The sequence below is a fragment of the Trichocoleus sp. DQ-A1 genome (genome assembly GCF_039961955.1).
In the GTDB taxonomy this organism is placed as follows: domain Bacteria; phylum Cyanobacteriota; class Cyanobacteriia; order Cyanobacteriales; family FACHB-T130; genus FACHB-T130.
Map to the genome: position 1 here is coordinate 269,730 of NZ_JAMPKE010000002.1, position 23,421 is coordinate 293,150.

Here is a 23,421-nt window from a genome sequence, read left to right on the forward strand (position 1 = left end):
CACTCTGGTTGAGAGGCAATTATTCATTGTTCGTAGTAGCTGAACCCGATGATTCTGCTGAGGAAGGTGCAGCTCTCCGCCGCCGCGCCCGTGGAGCTTGTTGTGCCTGACTTGCTGAACCGGCTTCCAGACGCCGCTGCCGCCGCGCCCGTGGGGCTTGCCGTGACGGTCTAGAGGTCGAACTAGAGGCAGATTCCACCCGCCGCCGCCGTGCCCGTGGGGCTTGCTGGGACGGACTGGCAGCCGCAGATTCGACCCGCCGCCGAGAACGACGCGGCGTTTCTGAGGCACTCCTGGAAGAAGATGCTGTTTCCAGACGCCGTCGCCGACTAATCCGGCGTGTTTCTGAGGCACTCCTGGAAGAAGAAGCTGTTTCCAGACGCCGTCGCCGACTAATCCGGCGTGTTTCCGAGGCACTCGTGGAAGAAGAAGCTGTTTCCAGACGCCGTCGCCGACTAATCCGGCGTGTTTCCGAGGCACTCGTGGAAGAAGAAGCCGTTTCCAAACGCCGCCGCCGACTAATCCGGCGTGTTTCCGAGGCACTCGTGGAAGAAGAAGCTGTTTCCAAACGCCGCCGCCGCCGGGGAGTCGATGACTCCGAGCTACGGCTGGAAGATGCCGATTCTGTGCGACGACGTTCGCGAGAACGACGCGATCGCTCCGATCCTTCTAGCTGAAAATCAACTGAAGCCACAACCCCCTGTCGTCTACCAGAGGAAGAATCGAACTTCCAATTTCTGGCGGCTCTCACGGCAGCTTCATCAAGTTCGCTGCTACCGCTGGAACGCGACAGCCGAACATTAGTAACATTTCCTTTGTCGTCAACATCAACACTGACTTTGGATGCGCCTTCGACGCCTTGCCGTCTCGCATTGCTTGGATAGTCGGGCTTGTCACATTTAACGCAACCGATTCGGCTTGATCCCGATCTTCTCGAAGGACGTTCTTCATCCCTGTCTCTTGGCTCAGTTCTTGGCTCGGTTCTCGGTTTGAAATTTTCTGGAACTATCGCTACATCCCTTCCGCTTCCCGGTTCTTTGCTGGTGCCAGTGCCTCTACCAGAGCCACTGCCGGTACCTAAGCCATTGCCGGTACCTGAGCCATTGCCCGAACCATTGCCTGTACCCGTACCCAAGCCATTGCCTCTACCAGAGCCATTGCCGGTACCCAAGCCATTGCCGGTACCCAAGCCATTGCCGGTACCCAAGCCATTGCCGGTACCGCTTCCTTGTCCTGAGCCTTGAGTGCTGCTGCCCGTCCCAGAACCACTGCCTAGCAGGCTTCCCAATCCGCTTGCAACAGTAGATCCGCCGACAGCACTGCTTTTATCAGTTTGACTGCCACTATTTCCTGCACTTTCTTGAGTTTGTCTGGAGCCAGTGATTCCTCTAACCAAATCTCTAAATCTTTCAGATGTTTGTTGCTGGAAAGATGGACTCGCTTGTGTTGGCGCTGCTGGCTTGTCATTTTGTGAAGACGGCGCAACGGCAACCGATCTAGGCTGGGGAATCGGCTGCGAGTTACTTGTTCGATTGGGTTCGTCAGTGCGTTCCAAAGACGTCTTTTCTACTGGTGTGGGTGGCACGCTTGCCACTCGATCGGGATCGACTCGTTGCTCGACTCGTTTGGGCTTTTGAGCGGGTCGGAACGGAGGTAAATTTACTGCAAGCGGCTGTCGCACTGGCTGCGGTACCACTTCAGGGCGTGTAGGCGCGGGTTGCGACGCTACTAGTGGAGAGCGAGCGATCGCTTTTGGTTCCGTACGAGGTTGAGATGTTGGCGCAGCAGCACTGGTATCGGGTGTACTGCTTTGACTCGAACTCTCTGCTGCAACTGAACCTTCTTCCGATTCCTGCCTAGAACCCGTAAGTATGCGAGAGCCTCCGGCTGCAACTGAACTTGCTGACGATGGCGTCTGCTCTTGTTGATCTTCTTTTGGTGTATCTTCCTCTGGTTCCAAAGCTTCAAGATTCTCAGGATCGAGAACCACAACTTCCATTGGCTCTTGTGCAATGATGTCAGATGTTTTCACCCAACGATTGCTCGTCGCCAACGCCCCTATATGGAGTGCTAGGGAACCGATAAGGCTATAGGCAATAAAAGACCTCAGAGCCTCTTCTTCTTTTTCTCGCTGCTGAACAGCAACAGTTGACAAGCCCATATATTATTGCAAGTTATTTGCACTTGTTTGGTCAAGGTAAGATGCACTGAAGTAAATGTCAAGAGGGAGAACCAGTAAAATGGGCTGCTATCACCTTAGCCAAACCCTCTCCAAACCTTTCGTTGATAGGCTTCTCAACCTTTTCAACGGTTCTATTAAAATTACTCAACAAAAATCATTATTCCCCAAGTTGTGGAGAACTGCTTGACATAGATTCTCATTAGGTTTAATTTCTCTTGAGAACTTCTATCAGCTTTAAGACTCAAGAAAGCTGGTAGGCTAAGCCTTGTTGAGTGCCCTAGAGAAACTTAGATGGGAATTAGTAATCTTTTTGCGGCGGGCGGCGTGGTCATGTGGCCACTCCTAGCATTTTCTATATTAGCGATCGCTCTCGTAATAGAGCGTTCAAGATTTTGGTATCGCATTAACCGACGGCAAGGTCGGGTTGTCCGAGATGTGATGAAGCTTTATCAGCACGATCCCGAAGCTGCTGTGCATCGGCTAAAGCAGAATGTTGACTTGCCGATTGCGCGAATCTTTTTGGCAGCATTGGAACTGGAACAACCCAATCCAGAAGAATTTCGATTAGCGTTGGAAAGTGAAGCGCAAGCAGAGTTACCGGGATTGAAGCGATTCAATGTGGTGTTTGAAACGATTATCGCCCTTTCCCCTCTGTTGGGGTTGCTGGGAACGGTTTTGGGATTGATTACCTCCTTTGCCTCACTGACGCTAGGGAGCGTAGGAGGCAGCCAGACAGTCGGTGTTACAGCAGGGATTAGCGAGGCGTTAGTTTCCACCGCCAGCGGGTTAATTGTGGCGATCTTTGTCCTCGTGTTTTCAAATGCCTTTCGCGGCTTCTATCAGAGGCAGTCAGCGCACATTCAAGAGTACGGCGGTCAGTTAGAACTGTTATACCGTCGCCGTTATGAAAAAGGAGAGCCTTCCTATGCGACTACCCGATGAGCCGGATATCCCAGTCCAGATTAACATCGTGCCGATGATCGATGTAATCTTCGCCATTTTGACCTTTTTCATCATGTCCACGCTATTTTTGACCCGTTCAGAAGGACTATCGGTAAATTTGCCGAAAGCAGCGACCGGACAAGCTCAAAAATCGACACCCGTTACAGTGTCAATTGACGAGGAGGGAGAAATCGCACTCAACCGCCAGCCCATTGATTTAGAGGAACTGGAAACAGGAGTGCGATCGCTAATTCCATCTGAGCAAGAAACCCTTGTCGTGCTAAATGCTGATGAAGGAGTTAATCACGGTCAAGTCGTGGCGGTGATGGATCAGTTGCGTAAAGTTAAAGGTGCAAAATTAGCAATCGCTACGAAGAAATAATCCGTCCATTGGGTAAAAGATTATTTGTTATCAGTCGATAGTCATTAGTTTGTTCCTACTAACTAATGACTTATCACCAATGACAATTACTAATTACCCTTAACCCCAATCTTGAGCAGCTTGTGCTTCTGCTTGGATAAAGCGATCGCGTAAATTAGTCCAGTCTATCTGTGCTGCTGAGACATCCTCAAGCAACTGCCCATCCTGCAAATACAAAACCCGATTGCAAAACATTTGAGCTAAATCTAACTGGTGATTGACCATCACCACTGTCGTTTTTCCCTCGTTGCACAATTGTGTCAATACTTGCAGGACGTAAGCAGCACGACCCGCATCTAGGGCAGATGTCGGTTCATCAAATAATAAAATTTTAGGTTCAATCATCAAGGCGCGAGCTATTCCAACCAATTGCCGCTGTCCTTGCGACAGTTGAACTTCCATTCGCCCTAACCAATCTTCTGGGATGTGTAGTTGCTCGATCCATTTGAGCAATTGTTGCTGAATTACCTGTTTTGTGACTCCTTGCAAAACTAGAGGATAAGCTAAGGCATCTCTGACCGTCATTCCCAAAAGTTTTGGTTCTTGAGAAACCAACATTACCTGCCGCCGTAACGGGATAATCGGAAGCTTTCGGTAATCTTGATTTTCTAGGTAAATTGTGCCAGCAGTGGGTTCTAATAGCCGGTTTAATAGTCGCAACAGCGAGGTTTTTCCGGCACCAGAAGGGCCAATTAAACACAAGCGATCGCCCGGAAATACCTCAAACGAAATCTCCTTCAATAAATACTGCGAACCAACTGGCGCTGCAAGGCTTACCCGTTCCAGCCGCAGCAAATTTTTTTGTGCTTTCGTGTCTTCGTAGTTCAAAAAATTATGTCAATTGTCCTTGTGTAGTCGCCATCCAAATTGTCCACGCATCTGTAACAAAAAGCAGCAGCGAGAACACTAACAAAATTAGATACATCCAAGGCTGAGACAAAGGACGAACATCAGTTGTATCAATTCCCGTCTTGTCTTCCACCAGTTTAACTAACCGAGCAAAGCCAACGACCCGCATCGGTAGCAAATAAGCTTTTTGCTCTGACTTACTTATAAAGTAATAAACGATTCCACCTTGCCCTGTCGAGCGAAATTTTAAATCTTTGACTTCTGCCCAAGCTAACGACCAACCCTTGCGGAAGAAACCGGGAACCCAGCGAGGATAAGTGACCTGGATTTTTTCATCATCCACAATCACTCGTTCGCTGAGGACGCCAGATAACGGGACTAACCCTAAGGCAATTCCCAACCACAGCAACCAAGGCGGTACGGGTGACGCAGATGCCTGTGACAAAAACGGTAGCGGAATCGTCAGTGCCAGGTAAAGTGCCATCAAGGTGATGCGAATCAGGGGGGAAATGCGAAAAACGAAATGACTGGGTTGCGCTGATTCCGACTGGGCTGATTCCGACTGTAAATCAAGATTTTGTGACACGCTTTTAACTCAAAATCTAAAATTTAAAACTGAAATTGTTTATTGTTGCCGCGTCCAAACCGTTTGAGTGCCTTGTCCCCAAAATCCATCAAATTTGGTTACTTTGACATCTCCTAAAACCTGGGTTTGACAAGCTAAGCGACGGTTTGCCGTGGGAGAATGAGGAGGAAGCGATCGCCTGGTTTTATCTTTCCAGTTGGCTTCGGAAACGTTTCCTTCTACTGCCACTGCACAGGTGCCACAGGTGCCAATCCCCTGGCAATTAATGATTTTTGCCTTGCCATTGTAGAGGTCGATGCCATTTTCCAGTAGCACTTTACGCAGGTTAGCACCCGTACTCCACTCAAACGTTTTTCCTTGAGCTGTTACCTTTGGCATAATGATGGATTCAACGAGCCTCTTGAGTGACAATTTATCTTCACTTTATTTTTACAGTTCTTTACAAAATTAGCTGTTAAATTTTCTCCCTCGGCGACAACTTCCCATGCACTCAGATCAAACAAACCGAATTTGGATTTACGACACGACATTGCGCGACGGTGCCCAACGCGAAGGGCTATCGCTGTCACTCGAAGACAAGTTGCGAATTGCCCGAAAGCTAGATAAATTAGGCGTTCCGTTCATTGAAGGCGGTTGGCCTGGGGCGAATCCCAAAGATGTACAATTTTTTTGGCAATTGAAAGAAGAACCGCTTTCCTCCGCGGAAGTTGTCGCTTTTTGTTCTACTCGCCGTCCAAATACAACTGCGGCAGAAGATCCGATGTTGCAGCCCATTCTCGCGGCGGGGACGCGCTGGGTGACGATTTTTGGCAAATCGTGGGATTTACAAGTTACAGAAGGTCTGAAGACCAGCTTAGAAGAAAATCTGGCGATGATCGGAGATACGATTGAATATCTCCGCAGTCAGGGGCGGCGGGTAATTTACGATGCCGAACACTGGTTTGATGGCTATAAGCACAATCGGGATTATGCGCTCAAGACCTTAGATAGTGCGATCGCAGCCGGTGCAGAATGGCTCGTTTTCTGCGACACCAATGGCGGCACGCTTCCCCACGAAATTAGCCAAATTGTCCGGGATGTTGCCAGTGTAATCGGAATCAGCGCTCAGCAGTCAGAAGCCAACAGTGAGTTCAAAACTCAAAACCTCCCCCTGCTCGGCATTCACACGCACAATGATTCTGATACAGCAGTGGCGAATGCTTTAGCCGCTGTCATGGAAGGAGTCAAAATGGTGCAAGGCACCATCAACGGCTACGGCGAACGCTGCGGTAATGCTAACCTTTGCTCTTTGATTCCCAATTTGCAACTCAAACTGGGATATGACTGTATTCAAGACGAACAACTGCTACATCTGACAGCAGCCAGTCGTTCAATTAGCGAAGTCGTCAATCTTGCTCCCGATGAACACGCACCGTTTGTGGGTCGCTCTGCATTTGCTCACAAAGGCGGTGTCCACGTTTCAGCGGTTGAGCGCAACCCGTTGACTTACGAACATATTCAGCCAGAACAAGTCGGCAACGAGCGTCGAATTGTGATTTCCGACCAAGCTGGATTAAGTAATATTTTGGCAAAGGCTCGCAGCTTTGGCATTGACCTAGATAAGCAAGATCCCGCCTGTCGCCAACTTTTACGCCGCCTCAAGGAACTAGAGAATGAAGGCTATCAGTTTGAAGCAGCAGAAGCAAGTTTCGATTTGCTGATGCGCGAGGCATTGGGGCAGCGACAGCAAATGTTTGAACTCAAAGGCTTTCAAGTCCACTGCGATATTGTCAGGAATGCAAACGCCCTTGCCACGGTGAAAGTCGCTGTCAATGGCAAAGATATTTTGGAAGCTGCGGAAGCAAATGGTCCCGTTTCGGCGTTGGATGCTGCATTACGCAAAGCTTTAGTCAATTTCTATCCAGAAATTGCTGTATTTCACTTGACCGACTACAAAGTGCGGATTCTCGACAGTGGTGCGGGGACTTCAGCCAAAACTCGCGTTCTCGTGGAATCCAGCAACGGTCATCAGCGCTGGGCAACTGTGGGGGTTTCTAGCAATATTCTGGAAGCTTCTTATCAGGCAGTCGTCGAGGGAATTGAGTACGGTTTGCTGTTGCAATCTTCAGCAAGTCGGACGACAGAAGTTGCAACGACACAATTGTAGAAACCAGAGTAACTTACGTCTTTCTCGATAAGTTTTGATGGCGATCGCGTGATGAGAAAATCCTCAGGCGCGATCGCTTTCTCATCCGCCACAATAAAGCTAAACCAGTGCGAGGGAGAGAAGATGACTTTAACTGCCCAGCAACTAGATGCGATGATGCCTGATGCCAGTCAACTGTACAGTGATGAGCCAGAAATGGAAAGTTCTTTACACTATATGCAACTGCTGTTGCTTGTCACTTGTCTGGAATGGCTGTGGCGCGAAAGAGAGGATTTTTTTATCGGTGCCAATCTCACGATTTATTTTAGTCGGCAACAACTGAGAAATCGTGATTTTCGGGGTCCCGATTTCTTCTTAGTCAAGCAAACTCAAAAACATCCTCGCAATGCTTGGGTGGTGTGGGAAGAAGATGGCAAGTATCCCAATTTGATTATCGAATTGCTATCAACTTCTACCGCTACGACAGACCGCAGTTTGAAGAAAGACTTGTATCAAGACCGCTTCCGCACGCCGGAATATTTCTGGTTTTCCCCAGATACGCTGGAATTTCAAGGTTTTCGATTGATGGGAAATCAATATCAGGAAATTGCCCCAAATGAAAAGGGCTGGCGTTGGAGTGAGGAGCTAGGCTTGTATCTGGGCGTAGAACAGGGACAGCTACACTACTTTACTCCAGAAGGCGATCGCGTCCCGACTCCGGAGGAAGCCGCTCAACAGGCAGTAGAACGCGCTCAGCAAGCACAATCGCAAGCTCAACAGGCTCAATCCCAACTCGAACAAGCACAATCGCAAGCTCAACAGGCTCAATCCCAACTCGAACAAGAACGACAACGCGCCGAACGATTGGCTGAACGACTGCGATCGCTCGGTATCGATCTAGAGTAAGCGATCGCTCTTACCCTATCTATCTACCTTTTGCTAGATGAAGGCACAAAAACCGATAGAACTTGCGGAATCACCCGAAATCGGGCTGGCGTCTCCGTTGTTCTTTCCCCATCGGTATTAATTGGATAAGGTTTTCGAGTATATAACTCAATGTCTTTACCCTGGATGGTACGCACCCCCCTACCTATCGCAGATTTTCCCCGCAAAGCAGCAAATACCAACGGCAGGGTTTCCCACCAATGCTGAATTTCCAAACTATGCAGATCCAGCCTTTGGTCGTCAATGGTGGCATCATCCGCAATCACTAAGCCACTGCCGTAATAGCGACCATTCCCCACCGTAATCTGCAAAGTTTTGACTTCGATAGACTGACCTTCCCAGTGGATATCAACCCAAAACGGTCGCACAGTCGAAATAACTTGCACTGCTGTAGCAATATAAGCAAAAACGCCCCAATGCCGCTTCAATCTTTTGGAGACTCTGCGGTTTACTTCTGCACTCAGTCCCAGACTGGCAATATTGAAAAAATACTGTCCGTTCACCCAGCCCAAGTCAATCCGTTGAATTTGACCATTGGCAATGATTTGACAAGCTTCTGGCAGCGACTGGGGAATATTTAGGGTTCTTGCCAGATTATTGGCGGTGCCTAAAGGCAAAATTGCCAAAGGTAAGTCAGTATCTAGCAATCCTTCGACTGCTGCATTGACACTGCCATCTCCACCCCCAATGATGACCAAATCAACCTGTTGGCAGTGTTTCCGAATAAGTTCAGAAAACTGCTTGGGATTTTCACTCTTTTCCTCTACTAGTTCAAAACCCAGTTGTTGCAATTGTTCAACTGCTTGCCGTCTGGCGTCTTGACCTCGTCGAGCATTCGGATTCACTAATAGCAGTGCCCGCTGACTCATTTGCATTGTTTTGAGGGAAATCGGTCATTGGTATAAAGAAATTACCCCAATCCTCCCAGCCTCAAGTATATGCTTCCGATTGCAGCCTGCGATACTGTCTAGTTGTGTTGCAAAGGAGCTTCCAATCGCTCTTAAGGGATGCGACGGTAGTAATTTCCGTACAAAACTTGTCAAAACACTTGCCAGAACACCCTAATATACGCTACAAGGATAAAGGATTGCTTCCCTAGCGCATAGAATTCTACGCATTAAATCTCAGAAGCGGGAAGCTTTTTTACTTCGTAGTATTTACAAAACTGATTTCTAGACCCTATGACTCAGCAAGTAATTCACCCAATGGTGAAAATGCAGCGTCAAATGCATTCACTTGTAACATCGAATATTATCAAGCCCACAGATAAACTCTGGAAAATCGCTCTCCTCTATGGAGATGAGTGGTCTTACTGGAAAAAAGAACTGTTGGAATTTGGATTTACCATGCAAGATCCAGTCAGCGAACTGCTGGCGGTTGAAGCTTGGGAAGACGAGGATTAAAGGCAGGCGGTTAAAGCATGGGAAAGTTCCCATGCTGATTGATAGCGATCGCTCGGTCGGGGTTCTGTCACTTTCTCTATCACTATCCGCAGTTGGGGTGTAATTGTCGGCATCCCTTCGACATTGAATCTGTAACCCATCCCCTTTCGTTTATAAAACTTTTGGGGGCTTTCACCACTTAATAGAAAAATTAGGGTCGGCCCGATTGCATATAAATCTGATTGTGTCACTGGCTGACCCCGATCTTGTTCTGGGGCGCTATAATCTGGGGCACCAATGCGTGTGCCTGGTGGCGTGCCAATTTCTTTGACTGCCCCGAAATCCAAAACAACCACCTGATTGTCCCGAAAGCGCACCATCAAATTTGCCGGTTTAATGTCCCGGTGAATGAGGGGCGGATCTTGACTGTGGATATAGCCCAAGATGTCACAGGCTTGAATCATCCACTCAATCGCCTGTTTGAGATGTACTGGTCCCTTTAGATAGGTGCGCTTTTCTAAATCCTCGCCTTGGATCAGCTCCATTGCCAGGTATTTCTTGCCAGCCTCTACAAAAAAGTCATAATACTGCGGAATCCCTGAATGATGCAGTGTCTTGAGGGTACGAGCCTCTCGTTCAAAGAGTTCTCTGGCTTTAGAATTTTGTGCCATATCGGCATTCATTTCCTTTAACACCACGAGAGCCTCCCCGCGCAAACGTTCAGGGTCCCAGGCAAGGTAAGTGGTGCCCATTCCTCCTTGTCCTAGCGTCCGCAACACCTGATACTGACGGATGTGGCGATGTATCTTTACTAGAGGTTGCCCGCAGTGGATGCAGAACAAATTCCCCGGCGGATTTCCGGCGTGAGAACAAGCTGCTTCAGAACTGACTGCTGGCTGTGGGATTGGAATACTGCGTGCCCTTTCTCCAGACTTCTGAGAGAGGGTTGCTGGCTCTTCTTTGCTGCTGAGTTGAAATTTCAGTACCGGGCCTCCTCGCGCCAGTTGAATGAGGGAATCATCTGATACCATCCCCTGAGAAATCAGGATGCCATTGACAAAGGTGCCGTTCGTGCCTTGATTGACCAACAACCATTGGACGGATGGGGTGCCTCCGTTGCTACTAGATGAGTTGCCTACTCTCCGAAGTTCTAGATGGTGCCTGGAAACCATGCCATCATTCAGAACTACGTCATTATCAGGAGCGCGACCAATCCGAATCGTGGAGGCTCTTTGGAAGTTCCACTGCTGCGGAGAGGTAGACGATGGATCGAGAAGGGTCAGCGTAACCATAATAGTTTTGAGTTATTAGTTTTAAGTTTTGAGTTTTAAGTTTGAATTCAAAACTCAAAACTCAAAATTCAAAACTTTTAAAACATCTGATGTTGATCCAGGTTTGGTCGCACTTTCGCTCGGATAACCACCGCTGTGATGTTATCGTGACCGTTGTGCTGATTGGCGAGGTCAATGAGTTGCAAAAGACCCTGATCTAAGTTGGCTCTAGAACTTAAGAGAGGCAAAAGGTGAGTTTGCCAGTGAGTTTCTATGAGGTCGTTGTCTGATAAACCATCGGAACACAGAAGCAATAAAGTATCTTCATTGAGTTCCAAAAATTGGACATCAGGACGGACAAAATTCTCGTCTCGCGGTCCCAAAGCTTGGGTCAGCTGGTAAGCATCAGGTCGATCGTAGGCGATGGCAGGGTCTACCCCGCGCTGGATTTCCCGTTGACCCACTTCGTGGTCGATTGTAATTTGTTCTAAACCGCGTTTGCGGCTGAGACGATACAGGCGGCTATCCCCAACATGAGCGATCGCTACCTTCGTATCCTCAATCAAAACCATGACAAGGGTCGTCCCCATTCGTCCAGAGCCAGAGCGTTCTTGCTGTTGGTTAATATCAAAAATCGCTTTATTGGCTAAAAGCACTGCCTCTCGAATGCGGTCTTCTGTTGGTAAACGGTTTTGCCAATTGTCTTGGAAATAGCGCCTGACGGTGTCCACCGCCATCACACTTGCCACTTCGCCCCCAGCGTGTCCTCCCATTCCATCGCAGAGAATATACAGCCCCCGCGCTTGGACGGTTCGACCTATTGGAGTTTCCTGCTTTTTAACTTCTGTGTTGATGCCGAAGTTGTCTTCATTGTGTTCGCGTTGCCGCCCGATATCCGTGGTACCCGCATCGTCGAGACTGAGCAACTGCATCGGCAGGATGATGGTGGGCATATCATCGCCCTCGCTGGTGTCAGGAACGCGATCTTCTGAGGTGAGGGGTGGCTGAATCCGAGTTTTTGAGGTTTGTGAATCTTCTTGTTCTTGAGCGATCGCTTGTAGCTGCGCTCTCAGCTCTAAGGGGGTTTGAATCTTACCGCTTTGTAGGTTAACCAAAAGTTGATCCAGAGAATCTAATTGCGATCGCCCTGATAGTTCAAATAATTTTTGCCACACTTGCCCCAAATTTTCGAGTGACAGGGTTGCGTTGGCTGGCTCTTTATACAAGCGTTGCAGGCACAGTGTCTGATCTTCATCCACCCGCAGATTTGATAGCTCCAGCAGACTCTGACGCATTTGCCAGGGTTCTAGTGCTACCCACAATTTCGTCATTTCATCTAGCCAGTACAAAATCTGCAACAGCGGAATTTGAGCATCATTGTCCAAGTCATTCAGGAGAGGCCACTGGGAACGGTCTTCTAACAGCACAACGGAAGTTCTGTCCTGCTGCCATGCATCGTGAATCGCTGGCAGGGTCGGGGACAACTTATTCTGTAAATCCAAATAGGCTTGTGCAATATTGGGAATACTTTTGGCGGCTAAAGAATTTACATTCAGCGTCTGGTCAATAAAATTACGGTTTTTGACCGATTCCGCCGAAGAAGACATCGATTCTGAGTTACTTGCAGCATTTGCTGCTTCAGCACCTTGTAGCTGCTCCATAATGGCGGTCAGCGGAGCTTTTTGGAACGGCTGGCAATCCAAAACTCTCACCATCACCTCAGCGCTGTCCGAATTGGTCGGTAGGGAGTCTAGCAATTGATAACGCTGTTGAGGGTCTAAATATACAACCTGTGGCGTTAATTGAGTCTCCCCGCTACTGCTATTTTCAGGGGTTGTCTGTGTGGAAATGTCCGCAGCCGAACTTGAGGCGGTTAATTCGTTCTCCGCCATTGGAGTCTGAGCATCTGTTGATGAAACAGATGCGGAGGGTGACATTGTAGAAGCTGAAGAATTTGCGAATAAAGTGTTTTCCTCTAGTGAAGAGGTTGCCTGCAACTCCCCGGCCCCTGAAGCGTTTGACACAGATACAGTTGCCCCGTCTGGCTCAGATGTAACGTCTGCTGGCATTGTATCCGTGTCTGAAGCCGCAGCCGTTAACGGCTGTGTTATTTCAGCAGATGGAGCGATTGTAACTTCCATATTCCCGCTAGAATGAGCTGCTGCCGCTTCCGGCGCAAGCGTAGGAGAGGCGACTGCGGCGACTTGCGAGTTTGAATCTTTCGAGAGAATCGCCCACCACACCGTTCCCGTCGTAGCACCACAATTGGGACACTCTACGAGATTAAATGGCACTTGAGTGGTGCATTCAGGGCAAACTTTGTGAGTTAGGGAAGTTCCACATTTTTGACAAAACTTGTTGGTATTTGGATTTTCAAACTGACACTGGGGACAGACAAGCATGGCTGGAACTTCCTCAATTCCCGTGTGATGTGTTTACTTAAGGGAGACAAAGTAACTGCGATCTAGTTTGCCACGTCACAATCGAAGCTTCCAACCTCAACAGGTAGAAGTCTTAAGGTCAGCGTTAGCAGACGGGGATGCCATACGCACGTCTTGCACCCTCAATGATTCGTGCTACGTCTACATTACGCGATCGCTCAGTGGATAGCGATCGCAACTCATCACTACTGAATGCGGCTAGCATCAGTTTGACACAGCTTCTTTAATAGTTCTAACTCAATTGAAGTTAGATCGCGCCACTGTCCGGGTTCTAGACCCACAAGAGACAAGTGAGCGATCGCAACTCGCACCAGCCGCAGCGTCGGAAACCCTACCGCTGCCGTCATCCGTCGTACTTGCCGGTTCCGTCCCTCTGTCAAAGTCATTTCCACCCATGCTGTCGGCACATTCTTGCGAAAGCGAATCGGTGGATCGCGAGGCGGTAGTTGTGGTTCATCGGGTAACAACTGCACCAATGCCTTTCGCGTCCGGTAATCTTGAATGACTAAGCCTTCGCGCAAATGTCTCAGCGCCTCTTCATCCGGAATGCGTTCCACCTGCACCCAGTAAGTCCGGGGATGCCCAAATCGAGGATTGCTCAACCGATGCTGCATTCGCCCATCATTCGTCAACAGCAACAATCCTTCACTATCCCAATCCAAACGACCTACTGGATAAACCGAGGGAACGGGAATGTAATCTTTCAGCGTGTTGCGTTTCTGCTCAGTTGGACTGTTATCCGTAAACTGAGTTAAGACGCCATAAGGCTTGTAAAAAATTAGATATCGGTACACAAATCAGGCGGTTGAGAATTGGGAATTGGTAATATTTCATTGCGATCGCCGATGACCGCTTACCACAACTTATTAGTTGATTTTGACCCGGAAACGAATAAAGCCAAAATTACTACCAGCCTTGTTGGAAATAGTACCTAAATTTAGGATAACTGCCCCGTCAGGATTCGTTTGGTTAGAGCAAGCATTCCCCGCCGGTAATGGAGCTAGCGGCGAGAAAAATGTCCCAGCGTCTGTATCTGAAGCATTCGTTTGATCCGTCACTATTCCCGCTTGATTCGCTGAAATCCCGCTACCTGACCCAAAACTATCGGCGATAAACATTGTCCCAGATGGAATCGCATCGCAGAATCTAACATTATTGACTGGAGCAGTTCCATCAGAGAGGAAATAGATAGTGTAGTCCACCTCATTACCGCTTGCCAAAAGCGTTTCTGACCCCAACCTACTTACTCCCACGGGCGACAATTGAGAAAAGCCCGGAGCATCATCATTCGGGTCATTTGGGTCAGCGACAAAGCTACCAAAATTAATCCCGCTAATCGGAACGCCATTTCTCGTCGCATTGGTAATTCGCTTCACCAAACGCAGACGCGGTACTCCAGAAGCAGCTACTGTCAACACAGTTGGGTCATCATCCCCAGTATCTCCCAGGTTGCCCTGATTAATCTCATCATCCAACTCCTGCGGCAAATCATTAGGCCCTGTAACCGCATCTGTCACCGAGTTATTAACTGTGCCACCTGTCGATGTGGCACGGGCTTGGTTGATAATCTGGACGCCAGTTGTCGCCGTCACCGTAGCACGGAACTTAATCGTCACCTTGCCACCGCCTGCACCCAGTTGACCTTTAGTGGTGGGATTGGTAAGGTTCGTGTCGGTGGTGCCGTTATAGCTAGAGTTCCCCGTAATCGTTGTTCCAGTTCCAGAAAAAGTAAAGCTATAACTGCCTGCGACAAAACTCAACTTGCTAGTGTCGATGCTGTCGGTAGCCAAGAAGTTGCTGACGCTGTTGGGAGCAGTGTTGATGTAGGTGATGGTGTATTCAATTACATCACCTGTCGTCACAGTGCCGCTGTTATCGGTGTCGGTAAACAGACGGACAGACTTAGCACCGCTGGGTGAGACAGGATTGACAAAGTTAAGAATGTTGGGGTCAGCACCGCTTTGATTAGGTTGGTTCACATTGCCGCCAGAGCCAATATTACCGGGATTGCCGGGATTATTGCCAGAACCGGGTTGCGTGGGGTTTGTCGAGTCACTGGCATCTGTGAGTACAGGATCGCCGTTATCTCCGGCAAAGTTCACTCTCCCTTGGTTAGTAATTGGATTAGCCGCCCCTGGTCTGAGACGGGCGTTAAACTTGAGGGTAACGGTGGCACCAGCGGCTAGGGTTCCTGGTTGGGTGAAAGGGACAGGAGTGCCCGTACCGTTGAAGTCACTGCCAGGGAGACTAGCGGCAAGGGTAAAATCACCGTCTATGGTAACGGTATTCCGCAGCACCAGCAACTGTATGGGAATAACGTCACTGATGACTAAGTTATTAATCGGACTTGATGTGGGATTGCTGACAATGATCGTGTACTGAACGTCATCACCGATGGTAAGTGTGGTGCTACCGTCGTTGTCGGTCACAAAGCGGACGGATTTGGTGGCGGTAGGGACGGGGACGGGTACTAAGCCAATGGTCAATCCAGTTTTGTCGGCAGGGCCAGTATCGCCGTAGGGCGTTTGGCTAATGCTGCCAGATGGAGTAGTAGCATCGGTAGGTACTCCTGCGGGTGGGAAGCCAGGCGTGGTAGAAGTAGCAGTAGCTTGGTTAAATAGGTTGCCACTGACTCCGCTGCCAACAGTGGCATCTACGGTGACGGTGATGGTGCCATTGGATGCTAGCACGGCTCCGGCGGCTAGGAGAGTATTTGTGCCAGCACCATTATAAGCTGGATTAACAGCAGCACTGGTGCCCGGCCCGGCGACAGTGACGGTGGGTATTGCAGCTAGAGTCAGTCCGGTAGGTAAGGCGTCTGTAATCTGGAACTCGTTGGCAGCACCAGACTCCGTATTTGTATAGCTAATTGTATAGCGGACGCGATCGCCCGCTGTCACCGAACCTGACCCATCCGCATCTGTTGCCAGAGCAACGGATTTTGTACCAGTGACGACAGGTGGAATGGGGATTGTAGTCGTTTTGGTAACGAACTGCTCTCTGGTTTGGTAACTATTCGGAGCGACCTTCCTATCCATAAAAGAGGTTGCCCCAATTTGGCTAACATCGGGCGCAGTCGCTCCTTGGCCTGGCGTCACGCACAGATTATAAAATTTAGTTTGTCCTGGGTTTAAAATTCCCGTATCAAGTAACCCATCCTTGTCGGTATCCTCTAGAGGAAGGCCTGTAACAGCATCTCGAAATTGCGCTACGTAATTAGGGTTTGTTCCTGTAAGGTTTAAATTAATTATGTCAGTTGTAAAAAAGTTATTGGTAACAGTAAATGGGTGACAAACTTCGTTGCCAATTGTAGTTGCTAGTGTAGTGCTGGGCGTAATCACAAAGTTACCCGCTCTAGTTGGAGGGTTATCGAAAAGAGGTAAGGTACCTAAATTTCCTGCCGCTTGAAAGAGCGTTTGGTTGTTATTTGTAAAGTTTGCAACTGTCAAACCCCATATCCCAGCATCACCACCAGTAGCAGTCAGGGCTGATACCGTAAATTTGTCGCCAGTGGCAGCTGTTGGGTTTAGAGTATTACTAACATTCCATATTGCATCACTCGATGCCGTGCCTGTGATTGTCCCGCCAGTAGGACGAGTATAGGAGATGGTTCCACCATTATCTAGATCAAAATTCCGCAAGGACAGACTAATTGTTCCTGGATCGACAAGAAAATAGAGCGGTACAGTTAAGGAACTCCCAGTGTTTTGCTGAACCGTACCTTGGAACTGACCAATTAATGCTTGTTGGCCTTGGGGAAGACCAAAAGTTGGAACGCTAATTGAGAAGCCATTATCGTCGTCGTTGAGGTTAGGAGTATCATCCCCAAATATTGGGCCTGCACCAGTTACGCTGGTAACTTGGTACGTGCCAGGTTGAGTAACAGTAAAAGTGACAGGCGTGTTGTTAGCCGCGTTATTTCCATTAGGCCCCCCTACTGTTTTAGTTTCGAGAACTGTTACCCCATTTAAGGTGCGTAGCTCAAAACGAGTTGGGTCACAAGTGCTAGGTAAAGTTGTACAAGTAACGGTTCCTATAGGACTATTAGTAACGTTAGGACTATCATTGATTTCATCTAATGCTCCATTACTCTCTGCATCGTTGATAGTAATGGTGACGCTGCCGCCTCCGGCAGTAATCATGGCTTGCGTGATGTCAACAGCGAAGCGATGAAGCCGGTCAGGGCTATTACTTTTCGCCGTAGTGTACCAATCACCAACACCAGCAGCGCGAGACGGGCCACTGGTTTGAAAGTTGAGTCCTGATGAAGATGGGAGTGTGGTGGTCTGCGCTTGGGCAGCAGTAGAGTAACAGACTAAAGCTGCAACTAAAGTAATGCTTGGGAAGAGAAATGAAAGAGAGTCATAGAAGGAAGAGAAGTTTCTTTTATCCTCTATTTTCCGTCCTTGCGCTTCCTGAGAGTCCTTGAAGAACATCTGCATTATAGTTTTTACGAATAAATTACTTGGAAATACAGAATTATTGCATTAATGACGTAAATATTTCTATAGGTAGATGTGTGGTTGAGCAGAGATGACGATTGCTCGTTCGCCTTAGCTACTCCCCCTTGTTTAAATAGTTGACAAGCGTTGCAAAAAGTGATTTATTTCAGTATTCCGCCGAACGAGCAGGTTGCGCCTCAAGTGTGGAAAGTCACAGAATGATTTATTAAGGGCGAGATAGCGATCGTTATCTCGCCAAAGCTGTTGCCACAAAAGCAGTTTCCAAATGCTCTTCAAGTCATCAAAACACCCATTTTCTCAAAAAGTAGTGCCATTTATGTTACAGAAAAAGGCATGATCCTAGGCAGGTAAGTACGCTATTTGTCATACTTCGTTCTCATTTTTACTGCTGTTAAATTAACTTGATTGAAACATCGTCAGGCTTGCTATAAACGCAGTCAATAAAGATTAGTTTATTTTGACGCGGAAGCGGGTAAAACCATAATTACTACCCGTTGCATTAGAAATATTACCCAAATTTACAGTTACCGCTCCATCAGCATTATTTTGGTTAGGACAACCATTGCCCGCAGGTAAAGGAGCAAGTGGCGAAAGAAATGTCCCTTCATCTGCATCTGAAGCATTCGTCCGGTTGGCAATTGTTCCAGAGCGATTCACCGAAATTCCCGCACCCGAACCAAAGCTGTCAGGAAGAAATGTTGTCCCGGTGGGAATCGGATCGCAAAATCTGACATTGTTAGCTGGAGCAGTTCCATCAGAGAGAAAATAAATCGTGTACTCGACTTGGTCGCCGCTTCTCAAAGCTGTTTCAGCGGCTATGGTGGAAACTCCTATGGGCGACAGTTGCGACCACCCAGATGCATTGTCATTATCGCTGTTTGGGTCATCTACAAAACTATTGAAGTTAATCCCACTCAGCAGCACACCGTTTCTAGTCACAGATGTAATTCGCTTCACCAAACGCAGATTCCCATTCCCAGGTGAAGCGACCGTTAGTACAGTCGGGTCATCATCCCCAGTATTGGCAAGGTTTCCTTGATTAATTCCATCATCTACAATTTGAGGCAAGTCGCCATTCCCTTGAATGGCATCTGTAACCGACGAGTTAACGGTGCCACCTGTTGATGTGGCAACAGCTTGGTTGCTAATTTGCACCCCAGCAGCCGCCGTAATAATTGCCTGAAACTTGATGACCACCCGACCACCATTTCCACTTAATGTGCCCAAAGCTGTCGGATTGGTAAGGTTCGGGTCAATCGTACCGTTGTAGTTGGGATTCTGTGTCACCGTTGTCCCAGTACCAGAGGCTGTAAAGCTATAACTACCAGCAACAAAACTCAACTTAGTGGCATCAATGCTGTCACTCGCTAGGAAGTTAGTGACGGAGGTAGGGGCGTTATTAACATAGGTAATCGTGAATTCAACCGTATCTCCAGTGGTGACAGAAGCGCTAGCATCTGCGTCTGTGACCAGACGAACTGATTTGATGCCAGTGGGCGTAACTGGGTTCGGTTGAATAGTAGTTGTAGTGCTTGATGTGTTGTTGTTGGGATTGGGGTCGGTTACATCCTTCGGTCGCGTGACCGTTGCTGTGTTGCTTAATTCTCCAGATGGAGTTATGGGAGAGATGGCACCTGTAACGGTATAGGTAGCAACAGCTCCGCTATTTAGATTTACTGTTGTGTTGATAGCATTTCCCGTGCCGCTAGCTTGTCCGCAACTACCAGTCCCAGTTGTAATCGCGCAAGTCCAAGTGACTCCAGTAATCTGAGAGGGGACGTTGTCTGTCACCGTTGCTCCAGTTACATTAGAGGGGCCGTTGTTCGTAACGGTGAGAGTGTACGTAACAGGGCTGCCTGCAACCACTGGACTCGTCACCAGCGTTTTTTGAATCTGCAAATCGGCTTCGGATATGGTGATGCCTTGCTCAAGATTGGTGAGTGTAGATGGGTAGTATGTCCAAGTATCAATACCTCTGTTATTACCAAAACCTTCCTCACCAACGCCTTGAAACGCATGGGCACCATTGCTGCTGGAAATCCCTGCTAGGGCGCTCAGAGGGTTAGGTGCTTCTGGGGGAGGTGGGTTTTCTACTAAAGGAGCGTCATTATAGTAGACCCTATCAGGAGGCGGTGCCGGATTACTTGCCGGACTGGGATTATTAAGCCGCAGGATTTTCAAGCCATTCGGGTTGCTTTCAGGATCTAGAAATGGAAAATGAATTTCACCGGCACTAAGTACGATTTGGGCACCGTAAGCGATATTACTAGGAGGGATAGTCGCTCCATTCGCATCTAAGCCATCCCAAGGTACAGTGTTGATCCCAACATCTGCGGTTCCTACTAGTATGCGATCGTTTCCAGTACCGTATTTTTTGTCTTGGTTGAGATCAAGAATAATCTGGTAGCTGCCCGATGCCGGGGTGTTAAAGCTAAAATTTCCTCCCAATGGAGTAGTTGTACCCGCCTGACCGTTAGTTCCCTCTGTGCCTGTAAATTTAAAATCAGTGGGAGTAGGAGGTGCCACGGCTGGTGTCAGTAGCCATGTCTGACCACCACTGGCTGGAGTTATGGGTGCTTGCAGCGGCAGGGTAGAACTGGGTTGATTAAAGAAGATTTTATAGGTGACATCCGTCCCGAAATCTGGCTGATCCGGGTTATATACGTTACTTCCTATAAGCGGAACAGATTGGTAAATCGGACTGCCGTTTGGATTTGCCGTAAAACCTTTGTTATTGGCAAAAAAGATAAATCCAAAGGGGTCGAGACCATTTAAATCGATTTGGTACTGATAGCCTTCATCAGTCAAAACAAAGGCTTTGGAACGGAGACTTCGCCCATTGGCTCCCAAGTTGAGAGAAAAATAATTTGCATAGGCTCGACCGGGGATAGGTTGATTTCCGTTGGCGACTGTGACATCCCAAGCTAAAACCCAAGGAACATCATTCAGCTGATCTGTTGCTGTCCAGCTATAGCTGTTTTGTATTTGAGGCGCATTGGCGCTATTTTCGTACGGATTGTTATCGCTTTGAGGATCTGGGCTGACAAAGTCGATTTCCCAAATGCCATCTCCAGCAGATGAAGTTTGAGCCGCCGTAATTGTGCAGGGGCTGTAGCCTTGGGGATTGACAGGTAGAGGGCCTGCTTCCTCTTGCGCTCGGTTTTCGATCTTACCGATACCTGCACCACAAGAAGTAAAAGCATTGCTATTAGGCGGTCTATATTGGATCTCGCCATCTCCAACACCGACGGCACTGGAACCAAGATAGATTGTTTCTCCTGCATTCGCGTAAACCCGAATTCTGGTTCGACGCGGTATATCAGTCGTCTCAAAATTAGCGTTTCGATATTCTAGAAATGGGCGATTGCCTGGGTTATTGGTCAGTTCCCGACTGCCTTCAGCATATGCAACTTCACTACCAGCACTAATGGCACAGATGGCAAGGGCAAGGCTACCGCAAAGGCGACTCCAGCAGCTAAAGGGAGTTTGATTCGTTGGGGGATGCGGGTAAAATTTCAACATCAAACTAACAGTCTCCTCGCACTTTGTCTGGCAATATCATCAAAAAGTAAAAGGCTCTCATCAAGAATTATTTTTTTCTTTTCCCTGAGAGCATGAGAGCCTTTTTCCTACTCCAACTGCAAATCCTCTTCTTGGACAAATAGCTCGATGCCTCTGGCATCTTGGAAGATAAATTCGACCCGACGATTCCGGGCATAATCTAGACGGTTTCTTCCGGTTACTCGCGGCTGAGATTCACCCAAGGCACGAATTGTCATGCGTTCTGGGGCAATGCCTTGACGCAATAAATAATTTCTCACTGCGATCGCTCGCCGATTTGACAAGTCAAGATTATAAGCATCGCTAGCACGAGGGTCGGTGTGACCTCGAAGCTCAATCACAATCGGGGGATTTGCTTGTAAAACTTCGGCAATTCGATCCAGAACTCTGGCACTTTCTGGACTAATCGTGGCTTTGTCGAGGGCAAAGTGGACGTTGGTTGGCACCTGGATGCGGATGGGTTCTGGCGGCGGTTCTTCCGGCGGCACTTGTACTACTGGCGGAGCGGGTGCGGTGGTACATTGAGGAATTGTCCGCAGTCTGCTTCGCAATATATTCGTGCTGGTAAAGTTGGTGGTAGAAGAGACGTTTACCCGGTCGCCGACGGGTGACACAATTTCAGCATTGGCAGCCGGTTCAGAGGTGCCGTATTTTGGGATGGTAGCGATCGCGCTGACTCGATCTCCGGGTTGTAAATTATCGAGCGTGAGGCTAAATTTTCCCTCGTCATCTGCTTCACCCGTTGTCAGCGGTTCTCTTAAAGGGGCATAGGGCGTCTCGCTATTCTCCTCCACTCGATAAATTGTCACTTGAGAACCCGGATCGGCAGTTCCAGACAGATTGGTTTTATTGCCTAGTACAAAAAATTCGCGGCTAATGAATTGGGGGGCATTAATCGCTGAGTTAGCCGTATCCAAACGACGATTGGGCGAATTCCGGGGTGGATTGGGGCCATCTCCCCGTTGATACTCTTGGACACCCGTGTTTTGTTGAGCAATTAAGTCGATGCTCAAACCGTCTAAATCGAAGTAACGATTGGATTGAATGAGATTGCGATCGCTCTTGGGATACGATGCAACCACGACACCCGGTCCGGTTTGATGACCGATTTGGTTCTCGATCACCTGATGATCGTTCCCCATTAAGTAAACGGCTGCCCGACGCAAGCGACGACCATTATAAATAATTTGGTTATTATTAATCTGCGCCGCGCCTTGGGGTTTAAATAAAAAGACACCACTACCATCGTTGCCGCAAATCAAATTAGCGCTAACCTGCGTGTTATCAATCCTTCCTTCTAAGCGAATCGCATCGGGCATTCCCGCAATCCCGTTGCCAACAATAATGTTTTCTGTCACCTGCAAATTCTCAGCTTGGACAGAGGTAATAATCCCGCTACCATCGTGGTTGGCAATTCGGTTGCGTTGAATCGTTGTTCCTAAGCTGTTAAAGACAAATACCCCAAATGCCGAAGTTTGCTGCGGCACACTTTGATCGGGCAAAATCCCTAACCAGTTGTTTTCAATTACTACATTTTTGGGGGAATTGGAAATTGGTGATGGTTCGCCTTCCCGATTCTCCATTAACTTTTGACCGTTCGCAGCTCCTTTAATCGCAGCAGACTGAGGATTATCGATAAAAATATCTGCGGGTGGCAAGGTAGCCGTGGCGCGATGGCGAGAGGTGAAACCATAGAGGCTTAATCCTCGAATCGTCACCCCATCCGCAACAACTGTTAAGCCACGGAAGACTTCTCGATTGGCAGCGGGAGCGATCGCGACTACCGGAATCGGAATTGCAATCTCGGCAGTTGCAGATCCTTCGGGGTCATACTCTGGTTGAGTTGTACCATCAACAATTAATCCCGGACGAGCTAATGGTGGCAACACCTCAACGAGGCGGATGGTGGTATCTGCTGACGGCAAATTAAAAGCAATCAGCGTCGTACCAACATTACTTGAAACCAGACTTTGTTCGGCACTACTAAGACGATCTAAAGGTAATGTCCCATTAACAATCTCAATCGCTTCCCTCAGCGTTAAGGCATCATCTGGATTAACGGCTCCATCCTGGTTGCTATTAACAACAATTTTTAAATTTTCTGTCTGAGCAGTTGCAGAAACAGGCAACAGTAAAAAAACAAAAGGTAAGAGAAACTTTTTAGCGTTCATTTGTAGTCATTCGTGATTAGCGATCAGCGATTGATAATTGGTTATTCTTTACCGATTACCCATTACCAATTACCCCTTTCTC

16 protein-coding genes are annotated in these 23,421 nt (G+C 48.3%); 5 read left to right on the plus strand and 11 right to left on the minus strand.

The window, feature by feature from the left end; all coding sequences use genetic code 11:
* Positions 1 to 19 precede the first annotated feature (19 nt).
* Positions 20 to 2,161: an energy transducer TonB gene (locus tag NDI33_RS03690; RefSeq protein ID WP_190674384.1), complete on the minus strand. Its 2,142-nt coding sequence runs from the start codon at positions 2,159 to 2,161 to the stop codon at positions 20 to 22.
* A 312-nt stretch (positions 2,162 to 2,473) separates the two neighbouring features.
* On the opposite strand from NDI33_RS03690, the gene NDI33_RS03695 reads away from it, so the two are divergent.
* Both NDI33_RS03695 and NDI33_RS03700 read left to right on the plus strand, forming a co-directional pair.
* Positions 2,474 to 3,124, plus strand: a complete 651-nt coding sequence (locus NDI33_RS03695) for a MotA/TolQ/ExbB proton channel family protein (protein WP_190415596.1) — start codon at positions 2,474 to 2,476, stop codon at positions 3,122 to 3,124.
* Positions 3,108 to 3,506 (plus strand): biopolymer transporter ExbD, encoded by a 399-nt coding sequence (locus NDI33_RS03700; RefSeq protein WP_190415598.1) that lies wholly within the window; start codon positions 3,108 to 3,110, stop codon positions 3,504 to 3,506. Before NDI33_RS03695 ends, NDI33_RS03700 begins: the two co-directional genes overlap by 17 nt.
* Positions 3,507 to 3,605: 99 nt before the next feature.
* Here NDI33_RS03700 and NDI33_RS03705 read toward each other — a convergent pair whose 3' ends face one another.
* The 3 genes from NDI33_RS03705 to NDI33_RS03715 form a co-directional block, all read right to left on the minus strand.
* A complete protein-coding gene (locus NDI33_RS03705; protein WP_190674387.1) occupies positions 3,606 to 4,373 on the minus strand; it encodes an ATP-binding cassette domain-containing protein in 768 nt (255 codons plus the stop codon).
* Between the two features lie 4 nt (positions 4,374 to 4,377).
* Positions 4,378 to 4,905: a hypothetical protein gene (locus NDI33_RS03710; protein ID WP_190674684.1), complete on the minus strand. Its 528-nt coding sequence runs from the start codon at positions 4,903 to 4,905 to the stop codon at positions 4,378 to 4,380.
* Positions 4,906 to 5,019: 114 nt separating this feature from the next.
* The gene (locus NDI33_RS03715; protein WP_190674390.1) at positions 5,020 to 5,358 is read right to left on the minus strand and encodes a 2Fe-2S iron-sulfur cluster-binding protein; all 339 of its coding nucleotides are present in this window, start codon (positions 5,356 to 5,358) and stop codon (positions 5,020 to 5,022) included.
* A 106-nt stretch (positions 5,359 to 5,464) separates the two neighbouring features.
* On the opposite strand from NDI33_RS03715, the gene cimA reads away from it, so the two are divergent.
* Positions 5,465 to 7,126 carry a citramalate synthase gene (cimA, locus tag NDI33_RS03720; RefSeq protein WP_190674394.1) on the plus strand — a complete coding sequence of 554 codons (1,662 nt, stop codon included), beginning with the start codon at positions 5,465 to 5,467 and terminating at the stop codon, positions 7,124 to 7,126.
* A 123-nt stretch (positions 7,127 to 7,249) separates the two neighbouring features.
* Positions 7,250 to 8,011, plus strand: coding sequence for a Uma2 family endonuclease (locus NDI33_RS03725; RefSeq protein ID WP_190674686.1), 762 nt, complete (start codon positions 7,250 to 7,252; stop codon positions 8,009 to 8,011).
* A 23-nt stretch (positions 8,012 to 8,034) separates the two neighbouring features.
* Here the strand turns inward: NDI33_RS03725 and NDI33_RS03730 are convergent, their stop codons facing one another.
* Entirely contained in the window at positions 8,035 to 8,919 is an 885-nt protein-coding gene (locus tag NDI33_RS03730; RefSeq protein ID WP_190429421.1) for a lipid kinase, read from the minus strand.
* A 312-nt stretch (positions 8,920 to 9,231) separates the two neighbouring features.
* Here NDI33_RS03730 and NDI33_RS03735 point away from each other — a divergent pair, with 312 nt between their 5' ends.
* Positions 9,232 to 9,453: a DUF4327 family protein gene (locus NDI33_RS03735; RefSeq protein ID WP_190415607.1), complete on the plus strand. Its 222-nt coding sequence runs from the start codon at positions 9,232 to 9,234 to the stop codon at positions 9,451 to 9,453.
* Here NDI33_RS03735 and NDI33_RS03740 read toward each other — a convergent pair.
* The 6 genes from NDI33_RS03740 to NDI33_RS03765 all read right to left on the minus strand — a co-directional run bounded on the left by NDI33_RS03740 (position 9,450) and on the right by NDI33_RS03765 (position 23,339).
* Positions 9,450 to 10,724: a protein kinase gene (locus tag NDI33_RS03740; RefSeq protein WP_190674397.1), complete on the minus strand. Its 1,275-nt coding sequence runs from the start codon at positions 10,722 to 10,724 to the stop codon at positions 9,450 to 9,452. The two genes, NDI33_RS03735 and NDI33_RS03740, sit on opposite strands and share 4 nt — an antisense overlap.
* Positions 10,725 to 10,801: 77 nt before the next feature.
* Positions 10,802 to 13,105, minus strand: a complete 2,304-nt coding sequence (locus tag NDI33_RS03745; RefSeq protein ID WP_190674400.1) for a serine/threonine phosphatase — start codon at positions 13,103 to 13,105, stop codon at positions 10,802 to 10,804.
* 224 nt (positions 13,106 to 13,329) lie between these two features.
* On the minus strand, positions 13,330 to 13,938 hold the full coding sequence (locus NDI33_RS03750) for a pseudouridine synthase (protein ID WP_190674403.1): 609 nt from the start codon (positions 13,936 to 13,938) through the stop codon (positions 13,330 to 13,332).
* Between the two features lie 72 nt (positions 13,939 to 14,010).
* Complete coding sequence (locus NDI33_RS03755) at positions 14,011 to 17,580, minus strand: isopeptide-forming domain-containing fimbrial protein (protein WP_190674406.1); 3,570 nt, start codon at positions 17,578 to 17,580, stop codon at positions 14,011 to 14,013.
* A 474-nt stretch (positions 17,581 to 18,054) separates the two neighbouring features.
* The gene (locus NDI33_RS03760) at positions 18,055 to 21,129 is read right to left on the minus strand and encodes a DUF11 domain-containing protein (RefSeq protein WP_190674409.1); all 3,075 of its coding nucleotides are present in this window, start codon (positions 21,127 to 21,129) and stop codon (positions 18,055 to 18,057) included.
* Between the two features lie 107 nt (positions 21,130 to 21,236).
* The gene (locus NDI33_RS03765) at positions 21,237 to 23,339 is read right to left on the minus strand and encodes an OmpA family protein (RefSeq protein WP_190674412.1); all 2,103 of its coding nucleotides are present in this window, start codon (positions 23,337 to 23,339) and stop codon (positions 21,237 to 21,239) included.
* Between the last annotated feature and the right edge of the window lie 82 nt (positions 23,340 to 23,421).

Coding starts and splice junctions, on each gene's coding strand:
- NDI33_RS03690 (WP_190674384.1), bottom strand. CDS start 2,161: ATGGGCTTGTCAACTGTTGCTGTTCAGCAGCGAGAAAAAGAAGAAGAG.
- NDI33_RS03695 (WP_190415596.1), top strand. CDS start 2,474: ATGGGAATTAGTAATCTTTTTGCGGCGGGCGGCGTGGTCATGTGGCCA.
- NDI33_RS03700 (WP_190415598.1), top strand. CDS start 3,108: ATGCGACTACCCGATGAGCCGGATATCCCAGTCCAGATTAACATCGTG.
- NDI33_RS03715 (WP_190674390.1), bottom strand. CDS start 5,358: ATGCCAAAGGTAACAGCTCAAGGAAAAACGTTTGAGTGGAGTACGGGT.
- cimA (WP_190674394.1), top strand. CDS start 5,465: ATGCACTCAGATCAAACAAACCGAATTTGGATTTACGACACGACATTG.
- NDI33_RS03725 (WP_190674686.1), top strand. CDS start 7,250: ATGACTTTAACTGCCCAGCAACTAGATGCGATGATGCCTGATGCCAGT.
- NDI33_RS03730 (WP_190429421.1), bottom strand. CDS start 8,919: ATGAGTCAGCGGGCACTGCTATTAGTGAATCCGAATGCTCGACGAGGT.
- NDI33_RS03735 (WP_190415607.1), top strand. CDS start 9,232: ATGACTCAGCAAGTAATTCACCCAATGGTGAAAATGCAGCGTCAAATG.
- NDI33_RS03740 (WP_190674397.1), bottom strand. CDS start 10,724: ATGGTTACGCTGACCCTTCTCGATCCATCGTCTACCTCTCCGCAGCAG.
- NDI33_RS03745 (WP_190674400.1), bottom strand. CDS start 13,105: ATGCTTGTCTGTCCCCAGTGTCAGTTTGAAAATCCAAATACCAACAAG.
- NDI33_RS03755 (WP_190674406.1), bottom strand. CDS start 17,580: ATGTTCTTCAAGGACTCTCAGGAAGCGCAAGGACGGAAAATAGAGGAT.
- NDI33_RS03760 (WP_190674409.1), bottom strand. CDS start 21,129: ATGTTGAAATTTTACCCGCATCCCCCAACGAATCAAACTCCCTTTAGC.
- NDI33_RS03765 (WP_190674412.1), bottom strand. CDS start 23,339: ATGAACGCTAAAAAGTTTCTCTTACCTTTTGTTTTTTTACTGTTGCCT.